17 protein-coding genes are annotated in these 18,658 nt (G+C 57.8%); 13 read left to right on the forward strand and 4 right to left on the reverse strand.

Features of this window, described 5'->3' with window-relative positions; all coding sequences use genetic code 11:
• A partial coding sequence (locus ABK821_RS12715) for a hypothetical protein (RefSeq protein ID WP_395033949.1) occupies window positions 1-196 on the forward strand: 196 nt, incomplete at its 5' end.
• A 184-nt stretch (window positions 197-380) separates the two neighbouring features.
• Here the strand turns inward: ABK821_RS12715 and rnz are convergent.
• Window positions 381-1,301, reverse strand: a complete 921-nt coding sequence (gene rnz / locus ABK821_RS12720; protein ID WP_142502317.1) for a ribonuclease Z — start codon at window positions 1,299-1,301, stop codon at window positions 381-383.
• 116 nt (window positions 1,302-1,417) lie between these two features.
• On the opposite strand from rnz, the gene ABK821_RS12725 reads away from it, so the two are divergent.
• The 12 genes from ABK821_RS12725 (at window position 1,418) to yfaU (ending at window position 14,440) form a co-directional block, all read left to right on the forward strand.
• Window positions 1,418-1,879, forward strand: a complete 462-nt coding sequence (locus ABK821_RS12725; RefSeq protein ID WP_343178815.1) for a GNAT family N-acetyltransferase — start codon at window positions 1,418-1,420, stop codon at window positions 1,877-1,879.
• A 451-nt stretch (window positions 1,880-2,330) separates the two neighbouring features.
• The gene (gene menD, locus ABK821_RS12730) at window positions 2,331-4,001 is read left to right on the forward strand and encodes a 2-succinyl-5-enolpyruvyl-6-hydroxy-3-cyclohexene-1-carboxylic-acid synthase (protein ID WP_343178816.1); all 1,671 of its coding nucleotides are present in this window, start codon (window positions 2,331-2,333) and stop codon (window positions 3,999-4,001) included.
• Window positions 3,998-4,756: a 2-succinyl-6-hydroxy-2,4-cyclohexadiene-1-carboxylate synthase gene (menH, locus tag ABK821_RS12735; RefSeq protein WP_343178817.1), complete on the forward strand. Its 759-nt coding sequence runs from the start codon at window positions 3,998-4,000 to the stop codon at window positions 4,754-4,756. Before menD ends, menH begins: the two co-directional genes overlap by 4 nt.
• 14 nt (window positions 4,757-4,770) lie before the next feature.
• A complete protein-coding gene (gene menB, locus ABK821_RS12740) occupies window positions 4,771-5,628 on the forward strand; it encodes a 1,4-dihydroxy-2-naphthoyl-CoA synthase (protein WP_142502313.1) in 858 nt (285 codons plus the stop codon).
• Window positions 5,628-6,593, forward strand: a complete 966-nt coding sequence (gene menC / locus ABK821_RS12745; protein WP_308562241.1) for an o-succinylbenzoate synthase — start codon at window positions 5,628-5,630, stop codon at window positions 6,591-6,593. Before menB ends, menC begins: the two co-directional genes overlap by 1 nt.
• Window positions 6,590-7,951: an o-succinylbenzoate--CoA ligase gene (menE, locus tag ABK821_RS12750; RefSeq protein ID WP_343178818.1), complete on the forward strand. Its 1,362-nt coding sequence runs from the start codon at window positions 6,590-6,592 to the stop codon at window positions 7,949-7,951. Before menC ends, menE begins: the two co-directional genes overlap by 4 nt.
• Before the next feature lie 187 nt (window positions 7,952-8,138).
• Window positions 8,139-8,681, forward strand: a complete 543-nt coding sequence (locus tag ABK821_RS12755) for a YfaZ family outer membrane protein (protein WP_138361346.1) — start codon at window positions 8,139-8,141, stop codon at window positions 8,679-8,681.
• A gap of 196 nt (window positions 8,682-8,877) precedes the next feature.
• Window positions 8,878-10,074 carry a nicotinamide mononucleotide deamidase-related protein YfaY gene (locus ABK821_RS12760; RefSeq protein WP_138361345.1) on the forward strand — a complete coding sequence of 399 codons (1,197 nt, stop codon included), beginning with the start codon at window positions 8,878-8,880 and terminating at the stop codon, window positions 10,072-10,074.
• A 204-nt stretch (window positions 10,075-10,278) separates the two neighbouring features.
• Window positions 10,279-11,061, forward strand: a complete 783-nt coding sequence (locus ABK821_RS12765; protein ID WP_138361344.1) for an IclR family transcriptional regulator — start codon at window positions 10,279-10,281, stop codon at window positions 11,059-11,061.
• Between the two features lie 13 nt (window positions 11,062-11,074).
• Window positions 11,075-12,280, forward strand: coding sequence for an L-rhamnonate dehydratase (gene rhmD / locus ABK821_RS12770; protein WP_138361343.1), 1,206 nt, complete (start codon window positions 11,075-11,077; stop codon window positions 12,278-12,280).
• Window positions 12,281-12,332: 52 nt separating this feature from the next.
• On the forward strand, window positions 12,333-13,622 hold the full coding sequence (locus ABK821_RS12775; protein WP_138361342.1) for an MFS transporter: 1,290 nt from the start codon (window positions 12,333-12,335) through the stop codon (window positions 13,620-13,622).
• A gap of 14 nt (window positions 13,623-13,636) precedes the next feature.
• Entirely contained in the window at window positions 13,637-14,440 is an 804-nt protein-coding gene (gene yfaU / locus ABK821_RS12780) for a 2-keto-3-deoxy-L-rhamnonate aldolase (RefSeq protein ID WP_138361341.1), read from the forward strand.
• Window positions 14,441-14,460: 20 nt separating this feature from the next.
• Here yfaU and glpC read toward each other — a convergent pair whose 3' ends face one another.
• Genes glpC through glpA form a run of 3 tightly spaced genes read right to left on the reverse strand, consistent with a single transcriptional unit; the run spans window position 14,461 to window position 18,507 of the window.
• Complete coding sequence (glpC, locus tag ABK821_RS12785; RefSeq protein WP_138361340.1) at window positions 14,461-15,639, reverse strand: anaerobic glycerol-3-phosphate dehydrogenase subunit GlpC; 1,179 nt, start codon at window positions 15,637-15,639, stop codon at window positions 14,461-14,463.
• Window positions 15,636-16,895 carry a glycerol-3-phosphate dehydrogenase subunit GlpB gene (glpB, locus tag ABK821_RS12790; protein WP_142502306.1) on the reverse strand — a complete coding sequence of 420 codons (1,260 nt, stop codon included), beginning with the start codon at window positions 16,893-16,895 and terminating at the stop codon, window positions 15,636-15,638. The genes glpC and glpB overlap by 4 nt, the downstream gene beginning before the upstream one ends.
• Entirely contained in the window at window positions 16,885-18,507 is a 1,623-nt protein-coding gene (glpA, locus tag ABK821_RS12795) for an anaerobic glycerol-3-phosphate dehydrogenase subunit A (RefSeq protein WP_138361338.1), read from the reverse strand. Before glpA ends, glpB begins: the two co-directional genes overlap by 11 nt.
• Between the last annotated feature and the right edge of the window lie 151 nt (window positions 18,508-18,658).

Here is an 18,658-nt window from a genome sequence, read left to right on the forward strand (position 1 = left end):
CGCCGTCCTGGCGGCCAGTCCTGGATGCGCGCCTGCGTTCCCGCCAGGTTTCCTTGATGCGCCCAACCCCCATGCGGTGAGTCCGTTATTCGTCAGTGGCTTTTCAGAGGCTGAAAGTCATAAAAAAATTATATCCTTTATATTTCAGTCCGTATCAGCTCAGTTAGTGAATCAACCGAATCAGATTTTCGTTTAAACCACCGATTGACAGAACCACTCAGCCAGCCATAAACGCAACTGACAGCCCTTAACTGACCAGCATTAGGCCCACATCCCTGGGCCTCGTTCTTGTGGGCGCTGCGCACCTCAGCCGCTGGCTGTGGGGTTCCCGGCGTCGCCGCGTTATTCCCGTTTTTATTCCACTATTTCCTCTATTTCCACTATTCCACGGTATAGGTCAGAAAATCTTCCGCCAGTAGGGTGGACGGGAAGACTTCCCGACACTCAGCCAGCAGGCGCTGACAGCCCTCGGCGTCATAGCGCGAGCTGAAATGCGTGGCGATAAGCGTACCGACGCCCGCATCTCGTGCCAGCGCAGCCGTTTGCTGGCTGGATGAATGCCCGCGGCTGTTAGCCTTTTCCGCCATCGCCTGTTCGAGGGTGACCTCATGAACCATGACGTCCACGCCGCGCGCCAGCGCCAGCGCTTCTGTGCAGGGAGCGGTATCGCCGAAAATCGCCAGCTTTTTACCCGGCGTGGCCGGACCGAGATAGCGGCTACCGTCAATGACCCTGCCATCTGCCAGTTCAACCGTTAATCCCTGTTTTAAACGCTGAAACATCGGGCCGGGGGGTACGCCATCGGCGATAAGCCTGGCGGCATCAAGCGTGCCTGGCTTATCGTGCTGCTCGATACGATAGCCGTAGCACTCAACCGGATGGTTTAGCGGCCAGGCAGTAACCCGGTAGCCTGCTTCATCAAAAACCACGCCTTTTTCAACTTCGACAACGGTAAGCGGATAATCGGTCCATGAACCGCTAAGGCGTAGCGTGGTTTCCACAAACTCTTTCAGCCCCTCAGGCCCGTACAGCGTCAGCGGCAGCGAATTTCCTTGCATCGAGCGGCTGCAAAGCAGACCGGGGAGGCCGAACAGATGGTCGCCATGTAAATGGGTGATAAAAATCTTATTCAGTTTGCCAGGATGATAAGGGGTATGCAGAAACTGATGCTGAGTTCCTTCTCCGCAGTCGAACAGCCACATCTCAGCCGTTGTCGGCTGTTGCAAATTCAGCACCATAGACGTCATATTACGTGTACGGGTGGGCACGCCAGCGGATGTTCCCAAAAATAGTAATTCCATCGTCCGGTGTCCTTAGGGCGAGAGTCAAAAAACAGAGTATACCTGCCATTATTCAGGTTGCATGTGCGTTGGTTGCGGAGTGTCCGGGTGAAACGATATCAAGTAAGGAACGATAAATGATGATATGGCAGGATCTACACCACGCTGAACTGACCGTTCCACAGCTCTATGCTGTGTTGAAGCTACGCTGTACGGTGTTCGTTGTCGAACAAAACTGCGCTTATCTGGATGTCGATGGCGACGATCTGGTGGGAGAAAACCGTCATCTTCTCGGCTGGCGCGACGGCGAACTGGTGGCCTACGCGCGCATTCTCAAGAGCGATGATGAGTTTGAACCAGTGGTGATTGGCCGGGTGATCGTCAGCCCGGCGGTGCGCGGCCAGAATCTCGGCTATCAGTTGATGGAACAGGCGCTGGCCTGTTGCCGCCAGCACTGGCCGCAAAAGGCGATTTATCTGGGGGCTCAGGCCCACCTGCAAAAATTCTACGCCAGCTTTGGTTTTGTACCGGTTACTGAGGTTTACGATGAGGACGGCATCGAACATATCGGCATGGCGCGTGAAATCGTCGCCGTCTAACGAGCCGCAGTCAAACGTGGCTTCCTCATTGTAGGTACTGCTATTCATTGTGTTACCCCGTATAATATAGGGCCTTTATTCTGTGGCGGTTTGCGCGTTGTTTGTTTCTCTCTACCGGAAAGTTTATATAGCTGTCTGGCCGACGATTTTCCGCCAGCCGCCACAATCTCAACGGCGTTTACCTTTTGGTGGCCTTTAACCTGCGGCGGGTATACGGGTTAAAGGCCATCATTTGTTGTTTTTGCGTCTCTTGGTGTTCGCTGGGGCGATAAATATACGTTGAGATTGTTCGTCGGGGCTGAACCGAAGCAAGAGCGGCTGAAAATTGAACATAACGCTGCCAACGTGCGTGCGTTTTGCTTGCAGAAACACAGATAAAACGATGCATATCAAAACGGCAATAATTTGCATTATTTATACTTAGCCTCAATATTTGATACTGGACAAATTCATGTCAGTAAGCGCATTTAACCGACGCTGGGCGGCGGTGATCCTGGAAACGTTAATTCGCCACGGCGTGCAGCATATCTGTATTGCGCCCGGCTCGCGCTCGACACCGTTAACCCTGGCGGCAGCGGAAAACCACGCGTTTATTCACCATACCCATTTTGACGAACGCGGCCTCGGCCATCTGGCGCTGGGGCTGGCGAAGGCCAGCGGCCAGCCGGTGGCGGTGATTGTCACTTCCGGCACTGCGGCGGCTAATCTCTATCCGGCGCTGATCGAGGCCGGATTGACCGGCGAAAAACTCATTTTATTGACCGCCGACCGTCCCCCGGAATTAATTGACTGCGGGGCTAATCAGGCTATTCGTCAGCCGGGGATGTTTGCCTCGCATCCCTCGCAGACGATATCGTTGCCTCGTCCGTCGCCGGATATTCCCGCCCGCTGGCTGGTTTCGACTATCGATCAGGCGCTTGGCGCGCTGCGCACTGGCGGCGTTCATATTAATTGCCCGTTTGCTGAACCGCTGTATGGCGATATGGACGATACCGGCATTGAATGGCAGCAGCAACTGGGGACATGGTGGCAGAGTGATAACCCCTGGTTGAGCCAGTCGTTGCATCTGGAAAGTGAAAAGCAGCGCGACTGGTTTTTCTGGCGACAAAAGCGCGGTGTGGTGGTAGTCGGGCGAGTGAGCGCCGAAGAGGGCAAAAAGGTGGCTGAGTGGGCGAAAACCCTCGGCTGGCCGCTGATTGGCGATGTGCTCTCACAAACCGGGCAGCCGCTGCCCTGTGCCGACTTGTGGCTTGGCAATAGCAAAGCGGTTACTGAACTGGCGCAGGCGCAAATCATTATCCAGTTGGGCAGCAGCCTGACCGGAAAACGGGTGTTACAGTGGCAGGCGACCTGCGAACCTGAAGAGTACTGGCTGGTGGACAATCTACCGGGACGTCTGGACCCGGCGCAGCATCGCGGTCGTCGCCTGGTCTGCGCCATTGACCGCTGGCTGGAGCTGCATCCGGCGGAAAAACGCCCGCAGTGGGCGACCATGGTGCCAGAACTTGCGCGTCAGGCGTGGCAGGCGGCGGTCGCCAGTAGCGCGGATTTCGGCGAGGCGCAGCTGGCGCAACGGATTCACCGCTATCTACCGGAACAGGGTCAGCTATTTGTCGGCAACAGCCTGGTGGTGCGGTTAATTGATGCGCTGTCGCAGCTACCGGCCGGTTATCCGGTTTACAGTAATCGCGGAGCCAGCGGAATTGATGGCCTGCTGGCGACGGCCGCCGGGGTACAGCGTGCCAGCGCGCGCCCGACGCTGGCTATCGTCGGCGATCTTTCGGCGCTCTATGATCTCAATTCGCTGGCCCTGCTGCGTCAGGCGTCAGCGCCGATGGTGCTGATTGTTATCAACAATAATGGCGGGCAGATTTTCTCTCTGTTGCCGACGCCGCTGGAGCAGCGAAACCAGTTTTATCTGATGCCGCAGAATATCAATTTTGATCATGCGGCGGCGATGTTTGGTTTGCCTTACCATCGTCCGGCGGGGTGGGCGGCGCTGGAATCTGCCCTGGATGCCGCCTGGCGAGAGCCTGGCGCCACGCTAATCGAACTGGTGGTGAATGAAACCGACGGTACGCAAACGCTGCAGCAGTTGCTGGCGCAGGTAAGCCAGCTATGACGCTGCATTCGGTGGCAGAATGCGGCCAGTCGGGCTACCCCTGGCTGGTCTTTTTGCATGGTTTTTCCGGCGATTGCCGCGAATGGCGGACGGTGGGAGAGGCGTTCAGCGCATATCCGCGTTTGTATCTCGATCTGCCGGGCCACGGAGGTTCGGCGAATATCGAAGTGAGTGACTTTGCCGATGTCTGCCAGCTTCTTAAGAATACGCTGAATAGTTACAACATACTAAAGTACTGGCTGGTGGGATACTCCCTGGGCGGACGGCTGGCGATGGCCTATGTCAGCCAGCCGCGTAAAGGTCTCTGCGGGCTGGTCGTCGAAGGCGGGCATCCGGGATTACAGGATGACAACCAACGTCTGCTGCGCCAGCAAAGCGATGCCGCATGGGCGGAACGCTTGCGCTGCGAGCCTTTGCCGCATGTCTTTGCCGACTGGTATCAACAGCCGGTTTTTGCTTCCCTTGATGAATCCCGTCGTGCGGCGCTGATTGCGCTCCGCAGCCAGAATAATGGCGCGGCGTTAGCGGCGATGCTGCAGGCAACCTCACTGGCGAAACAACCCGATCTTCGCGGGTTATTACAGATGCGTGATTTTCCTTTTCATTATCTTTGCGGCGAACGCGACGGCAAATTTCGCGCCATTGCGCGGCAACTTGCTGCGACCACGCACATTATTAATCATGCCGGACATAACGCACATCGGGAAAATCCCGATGCCGTAGCGGCCTGTCTGGCGCAGTTTTTAGCGAGTTAACTGAAGGACACCCTATGATCTCTCTTGATGAAGCCATGCTTTACGCCCCGATTGAATGGCAGGACTGCTCTGAAGGCTACACCGACATTCGTTATCAAAAATCAGCGGACGGGATTGCCAGAATCACCATCAACCGCCCGCAGGTGCGCAACGCATTCCGTCCACTGACCGTTAAAGAGATGATTCAGGCGCTGGCGGATGCCCGCTATGACGACAATATCGGCGTCATTGTCCTGACCGGCGAAGGTGACAAAGCGTTCTGCTCCGGCGGCGATCAGAAAGTTCGCGGCGATTACGGCGGCTATCAGGACGACGCCGGCGTGCATCACCTTAACGTTCTCGATTTCCAGCGTCAGATCCGTACCTGTCCGAAGCCGGTGGTGGCGATGGTCGCGGGTTACGCCATCGGCGGCGGTCATGTACTGCATATGATGTGCGATCTCACTATCGCCGCGGAAAACGCCATTTTCGGCCAGACCGGTCCGAAAGTCGGCTCATTTGACGGCGGGTGGGGCGCTTCTTATATGGCGCGCATCGTCGGGCAGAAAAAAGCCCGTGAAATCTGGTTCTTGTGCCGCCAGTACGACGCGCAACAGGCGCTGGATATGGGGCTGGTGAATACCGTGGTACCGCTGGCGGATCTGGAAAAAGAGACCGTGCGCTGGTGCCGCGAAATGCTGCAAAACAGCCCGATGGCGCTGCGCTGCCTGAAGGCGGCGCTGAACGCCGACTGCGACGGTCAGGCTGGTCTGCAGGAACTGGCGGGTAACGCCACCATGCTGTTCTACATGACTGAAGAGGGTCAGGAGGGGCGCAACGCTTTCAATCAGAAGCGCCAGCCGGACTTCAGCAAATTTAAACGGAACCCGTAATGCGACAGGTGCAGGTTTACCGCTGGCAGCTACCGATGGATGCGGGCGTCGTGCTGCGTGAACGGCGGTTAAAAACCCGCGATGGCGTGCTCCTGCGGCTGCAGGAAGGGGGGCGTGAAGGCTGGGGGGAAATATCTCCTCTGCCGGGATTCAGCCAGGAAACCCTGGACGATGCGCAGACGGCGCTGCTTGCCTGGGCCACGGCCTGGCGCGATGGCCAGGACGCTGCGCCGCCGACGCCGCCTTCAGTTGCTTTTGGCGTCAGTTGCGCCCTGGCGGAGCTGCGTGACGAACTGCCGCACGCGGCGGATTATCGTGCCGCGCCGCTCTGTACCGGCGATCCGGATGAGCTGTTTGCGAAGCTTTCCCGGATGCCCGGTGAAAAAGTCGCGAAGGTTAAAGTCGGCTTGTATGAAGCGGTGCGCGACGGCATGGTGGTGAACCTGTTGCTGGAAGCGATTCCCGATCTGACGCTCCGCCTTGACGCTAACCGCGCCTGGACGCCGCTTAAAGCGCAGCAGTTCGCCAGATACGTTAATCCGCAATACCGCAGCCGTATTGCTTTCCTGGAGGAGCCGTGCAAAACCCGCGATGATTCGCGCGCGTTTGCCCGGGAAACCGGTATTGCCATTGCCTGGGATGAGAGCCTGCGCGAGGCGGATTTTGCGTTTGTCCCGGAGCCGGGTTTACGGGCGGTGGTGATTAAACCTATGCTGACCGGCAGCCTGCAAAAAGTGCGGCAGCAGGTGGCGCAGGCTCATGCCCTGGGGCTGACGGCGGTCATCAGTTCATCCATTGAGTCGAGCTTTGGCCTGACGCAACTGGCGCGGGTTGCCGCCTGGCTGACGCCGCACACCATCCCCGGTCTGGATACCCTGAGTCTGATGCGCAGCCAGCTGGTTCGATGCTGGCCGGGCAGCGATCTGCCGTGTCTGACCGTTGATGGCCTGGAGCCGCTGCTGTGACATTGGGTGACTGGCCCTGGCGCTACTGGCGTAAGCGGCGGGGAGAGGCGCAGGCGCTACGGCTGAATGAACAGCGGATAAGCTGGCGAGAACTGTGCGCGCAAATTGATGCGCTGGCCGCCGGGTTTCACGCGCAGGGCGTGAGCGAAGGCGATGGTGTGCTGATCCGCGCTTATAATCAGCCTGATGCTGTATTGGCATGGCTGGCGCTGTTGCAGTGCGGCGCTCGCGTCCTGCCGCTGAATCCGCAACTGCCGACCGCATTGTTGGCGCAACTGCTGCCCTCGTTAAGCCTCCGCCACGCGCTGCTGCTCAATGGCGGCGACCTTGCGGAGAACCTCAATCTGCTGGTTATGCGCTCTGCAACTGGCGAGCACGCGGTTGACTGGCGGGACGATCGCATCGCCTCAATGACGCTAACGTCGGGGTCAACGGGGTTACCGAAAGCGGCGGTCCATACTTTTCGCGCTCATCTTGCCAGCGCTGAAGGCGTGCTGGCGATGATACCGTTTGCGCCTGAAGACGACTGGCTGCTGTCGCTGCCGCTGTTTCACGTTTCCGGTCAGGGCATTCTCTGGCGCTGGCTGCTGGCGGGCGCTGGTCTGACGGTGCGCGAGAGACAGCCGCAGGATCAGGCACTACGGGGTTGTACCCATGCTTCCCTGGTGCCAACCCAGCTCTGGCGTCTGCTTAACGGTGATGCTGGTGTGTCGTTAAAAGCTGTCCTGCTTGGCGGCGCGGCGATTCCGGTGGCGCTTACCGAGCAGGCCCGTCAACGCGGTATTCGCTGCTGGTGCGGTTACGGACTGACTGAGTTTGCCTCCACGGTGTGCGCCAAAGAGGCCGATGGTCTGGCAGATGTCGGGCGGCCGCTGCCGGGGTGTGAGTTAAAGATTGTTGATGGCGAAGTCTGGCTTCGGGCCGCTAGCATGGCAATAGGCTACTGGCGGGAGGGACAAATTACGCCGCTGATAAATGAGAGCGGCTGGTTTGCCACCCGCGATCGCGGCAGACTGGATAACGGCAAACTGACCATCCTCGGGCGCATGGACAATCTCTTTTTTAGCGGCGGGGAAGGCATTCAGCCGGAAGAGGTGGAGCGAACGATCGGCGCTCATCCGCAGGTTCAGCAGATTTTTATTGTGCCGCTGGATGATGCTGAATTTGGCCAGCGCCCTGTGGCGGTAGTGGAGTGCAGTGAACATTGCGATCTTACTATGTTAGCCGCCTGGTGTTCCGACAAGCTGGCGCGCTTCCAGCAGCCGGTGCGCTGGCTACGGTTGCCGGAAACCCTGAACACGGGCGGGATTAAAATTTCCCGCCGGGCGCTGCGAGACTGGGTAAATGGCGGGCTTTAACCGCCATATCAACCAGCCAGAGGCGATCGTTTCTTGTCTGCGACGTTGCAGCGCTGACGCTGTTAGTAGCAACTGGTTACAATCACAAGGGTAAAGGCGGCCTCAGTTCATTGATTCCTTAGCGTTCAGCAGTACAATTCTGCGGTGTTTCGGGATTTTTTTATTCATGTCTTCTGGATAGATAAAAATGAAAAAAAGCATAATGATGGCCCTCTGCGGCATGATGTTCGTCTCGACGGCGGCAAATGCCATCAGCGTTGGCGGGCAGGTTGGTAAGCACTACACCAACCTTGGGGTCGGTTTTGGCACGGAATCCACGGGCCTGGCAGTGACCGGCAACTGGTTGCACAACGATGATGATGGCGATGCGGCAGGGCTGGGGTTAGGGCTGAATGTGCCGTTGGGGCCATTTCTGGCGACCGTGGGCGGCAAAGGCGTTTACACTAACCCGAAGGACGGCAGTGATGGCTACGCGGCAGCGGTTGGCGGCGGTTTGCAGTGGAAAATTGGCAGCAGTTTCCGCCTTTTTGGCGAATATTATTACTCCCCGGATTCACTCTCCAGCGGCATCGACAGCTATCAGGAAGCCAATGCCGGCGCGCGTTTCACCATTATGCGCCCGCTAAGTATCGAAGCCGGTTATCGTTATCTTAATCTGGCAGGCAAAGACGGCCATCGCGATAATACCGTGGCGGACGGTCCGTACATCGGCGTTAACGCCAGCTTCTGATCCTCCGGCGCGGTATGCCGCCGCGCCTGATTTTTCGCGTTTTTCAGCCAGCGACTTCGCGCTACTTTGTCGTTCCTTTCTCGCGTTCCCCCGGCAGACAACGATCGGCGTTGTTCGGGGAACGTCTGTGGTTCCCTGTCCCGCAGCGGGAATGATTTAAGGTATAGTATTCCGACTAATCAGGCTGGAGTTGACAATGTTAAACGTGGAAATGCTGTCCACTGGCGACGAAGTATTGCATGGACAAATCGTCGATACGAATGCCGCGTGGCTGGCGGATTTCTTTTTTGATCAAGGATTACCTCTCAACCGTCGCAATACCGTGGGTGACGATCTCAATGCTCTGGTGGCGATTTTACGCGAGCGCAGCGAGCATGCCGATGTTCTGATCGTTAACGGTGGTCTGGGGCCAACCAGCGACGATCTGAGTGCGCTGGCCGCGGCGACGGCCAAAGGCGAAGGGTTGATTTTGCATGAAGAGTGGCTGGACACGATGGCCCGTTTCTTTGCTGAACGGGGAAGGCCGATGTCCGCCAGTAACCGCAAGCAGGCGGAAATTCCGCAAAGCGCGGAGATGATCAATAACCCGGTCGGCACCGCCTGTGGCTTTGTTTTGCAGCTTAATCGCTGCCTGATGTTCTTCACCCCCGGCGTGCCTTCCGAGTTTAAGGTTATGGTCGAGCAGGAGATTTTACCGCGCCTGCGCGCACGTTTCCCGCTACCGGCTCCCCCGCTGTGTCTGCGTTTGACCACTTTTGGACGCTCGGAAAGCGAACTGGCGCAGAGCCTCGATCATCTGCCGTTGCCGCCTGGCGTGGTGATGGGCTATCGCTCGTCAATGCCAATTATCGAACTGAAGCTGACCGGGCCTGCTGAGCAGCGCGAGGCGATGCTGGCGCTGTGGTCGGAAGTGAAGACGGTCGCCGGAGATAGTATGATCTTCGAAGGCACTGAAGGCCTGCCGGCACAGATTGCCTGTCGCCTGCAGGCGCGCCAGCTAAGCCTGACGCTGAGCGAGCAGTTTACCGGCGGTCTGCTGGCGCTACAGCTTTCACGCGTCAATGCACCGCTGCTGGCCAGTGAAGTGATCCCCGCTCAGGAAGAGACCCTCGCGCAGTCCGCTCGCTGGGCGGCTGAACGGCGCGAAAAACACTTTGCTGGTCTGGCGCTGGCGGTCAGCGCTCAGGAAGGTGGGTATTTGAACTTTGCGCTCTCCACGCCGGAAGGTACTCACGCCCTGCGGGTCAAATTCAGCACCAATCGTCATAGCTTACAGGTGCGTCAGGAGGTCTGTGCAATGATGGCCCTGAACATGCTACGCCGTTGGCTCAATGGTCAGCCGGTAGCCAGCGAGCATGGCTGGATTAACGTTGTCGAGTCACTGTTCGTTTAAACACACCGCTGCGTCGGGAACCGCTTCCGGCGCGGCATAAGTCCAGCCCGCTGTACTCGCTTTAAAATATTCTGTGCACTATCTCGCATTTTCCCCTCTTCAGGCGTCCACTTCGCTGGAATAGTGTCGTCATTTGAAGTCGCTCACAATTTACAGCCCCGACAACCGCAACACTGATTCCAGTATTCAGGATTGGAGTCCATCATGTTGGAATCAAGCAAAGTTCCGGCGTTGACCCGCGCCATTGATATTCTCAATTTGATCGCTCGCATCGGCCCCTGCAGCGCCGCGACCATTATTGACGAACTGGGTATTCCGAAAAGTACCGTTTATTTGCTGCTGGGTGAGCTGAAAAAGCAGCGTTTTCTCAGCATCGATAATCAGGACAACTACTGCCTGTGGACCAAACTGGTTGAACTGGCCGGCCATGCGTTAAGCAAAATGGATCTGCGTGAACTGGCGCGCCCGCGCCTGACGCAATTGATGGATCAATGCGGGCTGCTTTGCCACCTGGGCATTATTGATAACGGTAACGCTTATTACATTCTGAAAATTGAATCCCCGGCCACCATCAGCGTGCGTTCGCATGAGGGGAAGAGTCTGTCGCTTTATCGCTCCGGTATCGGTAAATGCCTGCTGGCCTGGCAGCCTGAACGGGTACAGGAATCCATTATCAGCGAACTGCGTTGGGAGCAGGCTACGCCAACCACTATCACCAGTGCGTCGCAGCTTCGCGATGAGCTGGGGCGCATTCGCGCCAGAGGCTGGAGCTTCGATAACGGCGAAGATTATCCGGATGTTCGTTGCGTGGCCGCGCCGGTGTTTAACGCCAATAACCAGTTGACCGCCGCCATCTCCGTGGTGGGGACGCGTCTGCAAATCAATGAAGACAATCGTGATTACCTTGCCGGTAAAGCGATTGCCTGCGCCAAAGATATTTCCCGACTGTTGGGGTGGAAGAGCCCCTTTGAACAACAAGCCTCATAATAAGGAGAAGCGTATGACCCTACCGAAAATTAAACACGTTCGCGCCTGGTTTATCGGCGGTGCGACGGCAGAGAAAGGTGCAGGCGGCGGTGATTATCACGACCAGGGGGCGAACCACTGGATTGACGATCATATCGCCACCCCAATGAGCAAATACAAACAATATGAACAGTCCCGACAGTCGTTTGGCATCAACGTTTTGGGCACGCTGATTGTGGAGGTGGAGGCTGAGAACGGGCAGACCGGTTTTGCGGTATCAACGGCGGGGGAGATGGGCTGCTTTATTGTTGAGAAACACCTCAACCGTTTTATTGAAGGTAAATGCGTCAGCGATATTAAACTGATCCATGATCAGATGCTCAACGCCACCATGTATTATTCCGGCTCCGGTGGTCTGGTGATGAACACTATCTCCTGTATTGACCTGGCGCTGTGGGACCTGTTCGGCAAAGTCGTCGGCCTGCCGGTGTATAAACTGCTGGGCGGCGCGGTGCGCGATGAAATTCAGTTCTATGCGACCGGCGCGCGCCCGGATCTGGCGCAACAGATGGGCTTTATCGGCGGAAAAATGCCGACCCACTGGGGGCCGCACGATGGCGATGCAGGGGTGCGTAAAGATGCCGCGATGGTCGCAGAGTATCGCGAAAAATGCGGCCCGGATTTCTGGCTGATGCTGGACTGCTGGATGAGCCAGGATGTTAACTACGCCACTAAGCTGGCTCACGCCTGTGCGCCGTATAACCTCAAGTGGATCGAAGAGTGCCTGCCGCCGCAGCAGTACGAAGGCTATCGCGAACTTAAACGCAATGCGCCAGCCGGGATGATGGTCACCAGCGGCGAGCATCACGGTACGCTGCAATCCTTCCGTACGCTGTCGGAAACTGGCATTGATATTATGCAGCCTGATGTTGGCTGGTGCGGCGGCCTGACCACGCTGGTGGAGATCGCGGCGATCGCCAAAGCGCGCGGCCAACTGGTGGTACCGCACGGTTCATCCGTCTATTCCCACCATGCGGTCATTACGTTTACCAACACGCCGTTTAGCGAGTTCCTGATGACCAGCCCGGATTGTTCAACCTTGCGTCCGCAGTTTGATCCGATTCTGGTTGGCGAGCCGGTGCCGGAGAAGGGGCGCATTCACAAAAGCGTGCTGGATAAGCCGGGATTTGGCGTCGAGCTGAATCGCGACTGCAACCTGAAGCGACCTTATAGCCACTGATCCTGCCGTGCCGCACCGTGCTGACGTGCGGCCTCTTCTTGAGGATATTACGATGAGCAACACCTTGCTTGAGAGCGTGGTGAAGAAAAACCGCGCCCGTTTGATCCCGTTTATGCTGGCGCTGTACGTGCTGGCGTTTCTTGACCGCTCGAATATCGGTTTTGCCAAAGAGACCTACCAACTGGATACCGGGTTAAGTAATGAAGCCTATGCGCTGGGGGCGGGGATTTTCTTTGTGGTATACGCCTTTCTTGGCGTGCCTGCTAACCTGCTGATGCGCAAATTCGGCGCGCGAAAATGGATTGGCTGCACCACGCTGCTGTGGGGCGTGCTCTCCGCAGCGATGGCTGGGGCGGATACGGAAGCGAAATTTTTGCTGATACGCACCTTACTCGGGGCTGCCGAAGCAGGCTTTTTCCCCGGAATGATCTACCTGACCTCCCAGTGGTTTCCGCAGCAAAATCGCGCCAGCATCATGGGGCTGTTCTATATGGGGGCACCGCTGGCGTTGACTCTCGGTTCGCCTTTATCCGGTGCGCTGCTGGAAATGCACGGTTTTATGGGGCATCCGGGTTGGTTCTGGATGTTCATTATTGAGGGATTATTGGCCGTTGGCGCGGGGGTATTTACCTTCTTCTGGCTGGACGACACGCCGCAAAATGCGCGTTTCCTGAGCGCGACTGAAAAACAGGCGCTGATCGGCGAACTGGCCAGAGAAGAGGAGAAAAAGATCACATCGCGGCTCTCCGATGCGCTGCGCAATGGCCGGGTCTGGCAACTGGCGATTATCTATCTGACTATTCAGGTAGCGGTTTACGGTTTGATTTTCTTCCTGCCGACCCAGGTTGCCGCGCTGCTGGGCACCAAAGTCGGGTTTGTGGCCTCGGTGGTGACCGCCATCCCGTGGATTGCGGCGCTACTTGGCACCTGGCTTATTCCTCGCTATTCCGACCGTACCGGCGAGCGCCGTAATATTGCGGCATTCACCCTGCTGGCGGCGGCGATTGGCATTGCCGTCTCCGGACTGGTTTCACCGGTGCTGGCGATTATCGCCCTGTGCGTAGCCGCCGTTGGCGTGATTGCCGTGCAGCCGGTTTTCTGGACCATGCCGACTCAGTTGTTGTCCGGCACGGCGCTGGCCGCCGGCATTGGTTTCATCAATCTGTTTGGCGCCATTGGCGGTTTTCTGGCACCGATTGTTCGTGTCCAGGCGGAAACGATTTTCGCCAGTGATGCCGCCGGATTATTGACGCTTGCCGGTGTGGCGATTATTGGGGTCGCTATTATCTTTTCACTGCGTGTTAATCGCGCCGTTCCGCGGGCTGACAGCGTACAGCATTAACGTAAGGGATACCTATGAACGCAATTTTATCGAATCCGTTTAAAGCGGGATTATTACAGGGGGAAGCGCAAATTGGCCTGTGGCTGAGCTCGACCTCCTCTTATATGGCCGAGATCGCCGCCACTTCAGGTTACGACTGGCTGCTGATCGACGGCGAACATGCGCCGAATACTATCCAGGATCTTTATCATCAGCTTCAGGCTATTGCGCCGTATGCCAGTCAGCCGGTGATTCGCCCGGTAGAGGGCAGTCGCACCCTGATTAAGCAGGTGCTGGATATCGGCGCCAGAACGCTGCTGGTACCGATGGTCGATACCGCCGGACAGGCGCGGGAGATTGTTTCGGCAACCCGTTATCCGCCGATCGGGACGCGCGGCGTCGGCGCCGGAGTGGCCCGCGCCGCACGCTGGGGAAGGGTCGAAAACTATATGGCGCAGGCGAATGATGAACTCTGCTTGTTGATCCAGGTGGAGAGCAAAACGGCGCTTGATAACCTGGATGCGATCCTCGAAGTGGAGGGCATTGATGGCGTATTTATTGGTCCTGCTGATTTATCGGCTTCGCTGGGGTATCCGGATAACGCGGGTCACCCGGAGGTGCAGCGGATTATAGAACAGAGCATCCGCCGCATTCGCGCGGCGGGGAAAGCTGCCGGATTCCTGGCTGTGGACCCGGAAATGGCGCAAAAAGCACTGGCGTGGGGGGCGAACTTCGTCGCCGTGGGCGTCGATACCCAGCTTTATACCAGCGCGCTGGATAACCGGCTGGCGATGTTCAAGCCGGTAGCCGGGCAACCGGGAGGAAAGGGGAGCTACTAGGCGCTTAATGGCGCGGGTTTTCAGGCCAGCGCCTGCGCCAGCAGGGAGATGGGATGTTCACAGCGCTTGCTGGTGGACATCTCAATCTGCCACTTGCAGGTTTCGCAATCGGTCACCACCAGATCTGCGCCGCTTTCGTCAATCTGCCGGAACAGCGGTGCGCCAATCGCCTGCGACGAAGCGTAATTCTCCGACTTAAACCCGTAGGTTCCGGCGATACCGCAGCACTGGGAATCGAGCACTTGCAGTTGCAAGCCGGGGATCAGCCGCAGTAGCTCAAGGGTATACAGCGACCAGCCCATTTTCTCCATATGACAAGGGGTGTGATAAACCACCTTCAGCGGCAGCGATTTTAAAGGCAAACTGCGACCGGCATCCAACTGACGCCAAATCCAGCGGGTAGCCAGTTCAATCCGTTCGCGAATGTCGTGATTATCGATATCCAGCACATGCGAATATTCGTCGCGCAAGGTAAAGGCGCAGGTCGATGAGGTGGCGATAATCGGCAGGTTATTTTCCCGCATCGCCGCGACGTTACTGAGCGCCTGTTTACGCGCTTTAGCAAAAAATCCGTTGGCGATTAACGGCACGCCGCAGCACTTCTCTTTGCTGAGTAACTGCACGCCGACCCCCATAGCGTTCATCACGCGGACAAGATCTTTGCCCAGTTGCGGATGATTATAGTTGACATAGCAACCGTGAAAGAAAGCGACCTGCTCGCGATATTGCGCCTGTTGGGCGGCCAACTGGCGCCAGGCGCGGCGAAAGGTGCCGAAACCATACTTAGGCAGCGTGCGGCGATGATCGATTTTCAGCGTCGCGTCGAGAACCTGGCGTATCGGCTTCAGCCCGGTTACGGCATTAACCAGCGGTGCAAACGGTGTGGATAGCGTGCCCATCAGGTCGGTGTGGCTGAGCACGGCATCGCGCAAGGTCGGTTTTTGCTGACTGTACTGAATGCGCGCCCGCTGGATAATATCGCCGATTCTGACATCTGAAGGGCAGGCTACCTCGCAACGCTTACAGTTAATGCAATATTTTAACGCTTCATCGTAGAGGGCGCCGTCCTTCAGACGTAAACGCTCGCCGTCCGGTCCGGCCTGCTTGGGGCCCGGATAACGCGGATTGACGCGGCTGACAGGGCAGGCGGTAGTGCAAACGGTACATTTAATGCATTGCTCAAAACGGGTGTCGTTCATGATTCTTCTCCGGCAAGCTCGCTAATTTGCTTTGCGGCATGCAGCGCCGTCACCGCGCAGATGCCGCCGCCGCATCCCAGGGCAATGGCATCAAAACCTCCGAGCAGGGAACCAATGGCGAACAAATTTTCCAGTGGCTGCCCCTGACGCTGCGGGCGTAGATTCGCATCGGTTTTCAGGCCGAAACGTTGCCAGGGCTGCGAAGCAAAAAAGTCCTGCTGATACCAGCCTTCGCGCGGTAACGTCTGTTGCAGGTCGAGACCAAGAATCGGCTCCCGCACAGCGTCACGTTCGGCGACCAGTCCATTACTGAAAAAGCTGCCGCTGGCCAGCACGGCAAAACGCGGACGCAGCGGGATATCGCCGTGGTTGCGCGTCCAGACTGCGTCAACGACACCATTATGATGACTGATGTTGATCGCTTCATCCCCATTAAGCCAGGTTCCGCCGCGACGAATAAACTGGCGCTGTAGCTGAGCGTGCAGGCGCATCCCCGGCACCGATGGCGGCAGAGTCGGCAGCAGGCGAAGCGGGCAGGGCAAGCGTTGTTGCAGCCAGTGATAGAGGCGATCATCGGCGAGACCGAAACAGGCTGGCATGATTAACAAATTGTGTTGCTGCGCGAGCGGACGGAGCGCGGCCAGCAGCGTCGGCCAATGGGCGTCGTCGTCCAGCAGGCGGGCGATATTCGCGGCGCGGAATTCGGAGGGATTATCGCGCAGGACATCAAGCAGAGGTAAATCGATCTCTTTCGCCGTCGCGCTGACGCCGCGCTGATTCAGTGAGGCCGCGGCCAGATGCGGCTGGAAATCGGCAAATCCGCTGATACCGACCAGACAGACCTGGCGGGCGGGCAGCGGCGCGGTAGCGATTTCCTGCGGTGAAAGCCAGGCCGCGCGTAACGTTCCTAACGGCGTGACGCGCAGATGCGACTGGCTGGCGTCTCCCTGCATGACGATGCCGCTGGCGGCAAGCAGTTGCTGGGTCTGGCGGGCGTACATCATAACCCGCTCGACGCCAAGTCTGGCATAAGGGTGTTGCGGAAGCTGGTGGGTTAGCTGGTTTATGCCGTGAGCGATATCGGTGACGCTTTCACCGTTCGGCAGCGCCGAGAGCAGATCCAGCGAGGCGGAAGAGAAGTGCAGAGCGCTTTGACCGCGACTGACAATCACGCTGCGCAGGCCGCGCTGGTTTAGCGCCAGCCCGCATAGTAACCCGGCCAGTCCGCCGCCGATAATCACGCAATCAAACTTCATCCTGATGCTCCTTCTGTAGCCCGCACAGGCCGAGATAAACCCAACGGGTAAACTCGCTTTCGCGCAGCGCATCGCCCCAGGCGACCGGTTGCACGCCTTTCCAGCGTTCGTTAAGAAATTCAGACAACTGCGTGAGGGATTGCGCAGAGGTGGCGACGTTGAAGCGCTGTAGCAGTCCGGCGGCGCGACAGGCGCACAGTTCGCCCTGGCAGGTCCCCATGCCGACGCGGGTGCGGCGGCGCAAATCGAGCAGATTTTTCACCGCCAGATTTTCCACTGCGTACTGAACTTCGCCGGCGGTGACGGCTTCGCATTCGCAGACCAGACTTCGGTGCTGGCGGCTATCGCCAAGCCAGGCAGGGGTGCGATCGCCGTGGCGGTAGATGGCCGACCCGCGCAGCGGCGCAGGTAAAGAGATAATTTTGCGCAGGGTGGTTTCTGCCGATTCCTGCGAACCGGGCAGCGGCGTATCGGCAGTGGTGCAGGGCGTGGTGTTGCCCAGTTTGCGGCACACCGCATCCGTGGCCCATTCCGCCATCAGGCGATAGGTCATCAGCTTGCCGCCGGTGATGGTGATAAAGCCGTTCAGGCCGTCGCGTTGGGCGTGATCGAGCAGGACGATGCCGCGACTGACGTTGCGCCCGCTCGGATCGTCATCGCTGGCGACCAGCGGGCGCACGCCGGAGTAAGCGCGCAGCACGCGGGTGCGGCCCAGTACCGGGGCCAGCTTTTCACCTTCGCGCAGCAGGATATCGACTTCGGCGGCGGTGACCCGGTTATCGTCTATTTCATCATAGGCGATATGCATTGAGGTGGTGCCGATTAGCGAGATGGTATCGCCGGGCACCAGAATATCGGCGTCGGCGGGTTTGCGGCAGCGGTTAATGACCTGTTGGTTAATACGGTGATCGAGGATTAACAGAGACCCCTTGGCCGGGAACATGGCGACGCGCAGGTCGGCATACTCGGCGATGTGCTGCCCCCAGATACCGGCGGCGTTGACCACCACGCTGGCGCGTAGCGTACGCGCTGCATGATGTTGGTGGTCATAAAAGTGGACGCCGCAGACGCGATCGCTCTCGCGAAGTAAACCGGTGACTTCACAGCCGGTGAGCACCAGCGTGCCATGCTCGCGGGCATCCAGCATATTGGCGGCGGTAAGACGGAAGGGATCTACGGTGCCGTCGGGAACCTGAACGGCGCCGATTAACGTGGGATTGACGGCAGGTTCAATGCGCAGCGCTTCGGCGGGCGTCAGGGGATTAGCATCAATATCCGCCTGTCGGCAGGCGGTGATAAAGGTTTGCTGATAGGCCAGATCGTCTTCGGGTAGCGTGATAAACAACCCGCTGGTTGGCTCAATACAGTGACGGGCGATGCGGCGTAAGATCCGGTTTTCGCTAATGCACTCTCGCGCCGATTCGCTATCGGTGACCGCGTAGCGCGCGCCGCTGTGCAATAATCCATGGTTACGTCCGGTTGCGCCGGTGGCGATGTCATGTCGCTCAATCAGCGCCACACGTAGCCCTCGCAGCGAACAGTCCCGCGCGATCCCCGCGCCGGTTGCGCCGCCGCCGATGATAATGACATCGCATTCCTGGGTGTCGGCCATTTTCACATCCCTCTACTTTCGCTTTACATCATTTAGCCATACTGAACGTGTGGATTGTTTGATTTCGAGCATATTCGAGCAAAATTCGAACTGAATTTGTGATTTTGTGCTCACAATGGAAAATTTTGTCATATTTCTGTAACAATATGTG

It is taken from the genome of Klebsiella sp. KE9456, assembly GCF_043832615.1.
Lineage (GTDB): Bacteria > Pseudomonadota > Gammaproteobacteria > Enterobacterales > Enterobacteriaceae > Klebsiella > Klebsiella indica.

Coding starts and splice junctions, on each gene's coding strand:
- glpB (WP_142502306.1), bottom strand. CDS start 16,895: ATGAAGTTTGATTGCGTGATTATCGGCGGCGGACTGGCCGGGTTACTA.
- ABK821_RS12755 (WP_138361346.1), top strand. CDS start 8,139: ATGAAAAAAAGCATAATGATGGCCCTCTGCGGCATGATGTTCGTCTCG.
- ABK821_RS12760 (WP_138361345.1), top strand. CDS start 8,878: ATGTTAAACGTGGAAATGCTGTCCACTGGCGACGAAGTATTGCATGGA.
- menC (WP_308562241.1), top strand. CDS start 5,628: ATGCGACAGGTGCAGGTTTACCGCTGGCAGCTACCGATGGATGCGGGC.
- menB (WP_142502313.1), top strand. CDS start 4,771: ATGATCTCTCTTGATGAAGCCATGCTTTACGCCCCGATTGAATGGCAG.
- ABK821_RS12765 (WP_138361344.1), top strand. CDS start 10,279: ATGTTGGAATCAAGCAAAGTTCCGGCGTTGACCCGCGCCATTGATATT.
- ABK821_RS12775 (WP_138361342.1), top strand. CDS start 12,333: ATGAGCAACACCTTGCTTGAGAGCGTGGTGAAGAAAAACCGCGCCCGT.
- glpC (WP_138361340.1), bottom strand. CDS start 15,639: ATGAACGACACCCGTTTTGAGCAATGCATTAAATGTACCGTTTGCACT.
- menD (WP_343178816.1), top strand. CDS start 2,331: ATGTCAGTAAGCGCATTTAACCGACGCTGGGCGGCGGTGATCCTGGAA.
- rnz (WP_142502317.1), bottom strand. CDS start 1,301: ATGGAATTACTATTTTTGGGAACATCCGCTGGCGTGCCCACCCGTACA.
- rhmD (WP_138361343.1), top strand. CDS start 11,075: ATGACCCTACCGAAAATTAAACACGTTCGCGCCTGGTTTATCGGCGGT.
- menH (WP_343178817.1), top strand. CDS start 3,998: ATGACGCTGCATTCGGTGGCAGAATGCGGCCAGTCGGGCTACCCCTGG.
- yfaU (WP_138361341.1), top strand. CDS start 13,637: ATGAACGCAATTTTATCGAATCCGTTTAAAGCGGGATTATTACAGGGG.
- glpA (WP_138361338.1), bottom strand. CDS start 18,507: ATGGCCGACACCCAGGAATGCGATGTCATTATCATCGGCGGCGGCGCA.
- ABK821_RS12725 (WP_343178815.1), top strand. CDS start 1,418: ATGATGATATGGCAGGATCTACACCACGCTGAACTGACCGTTCCACAG.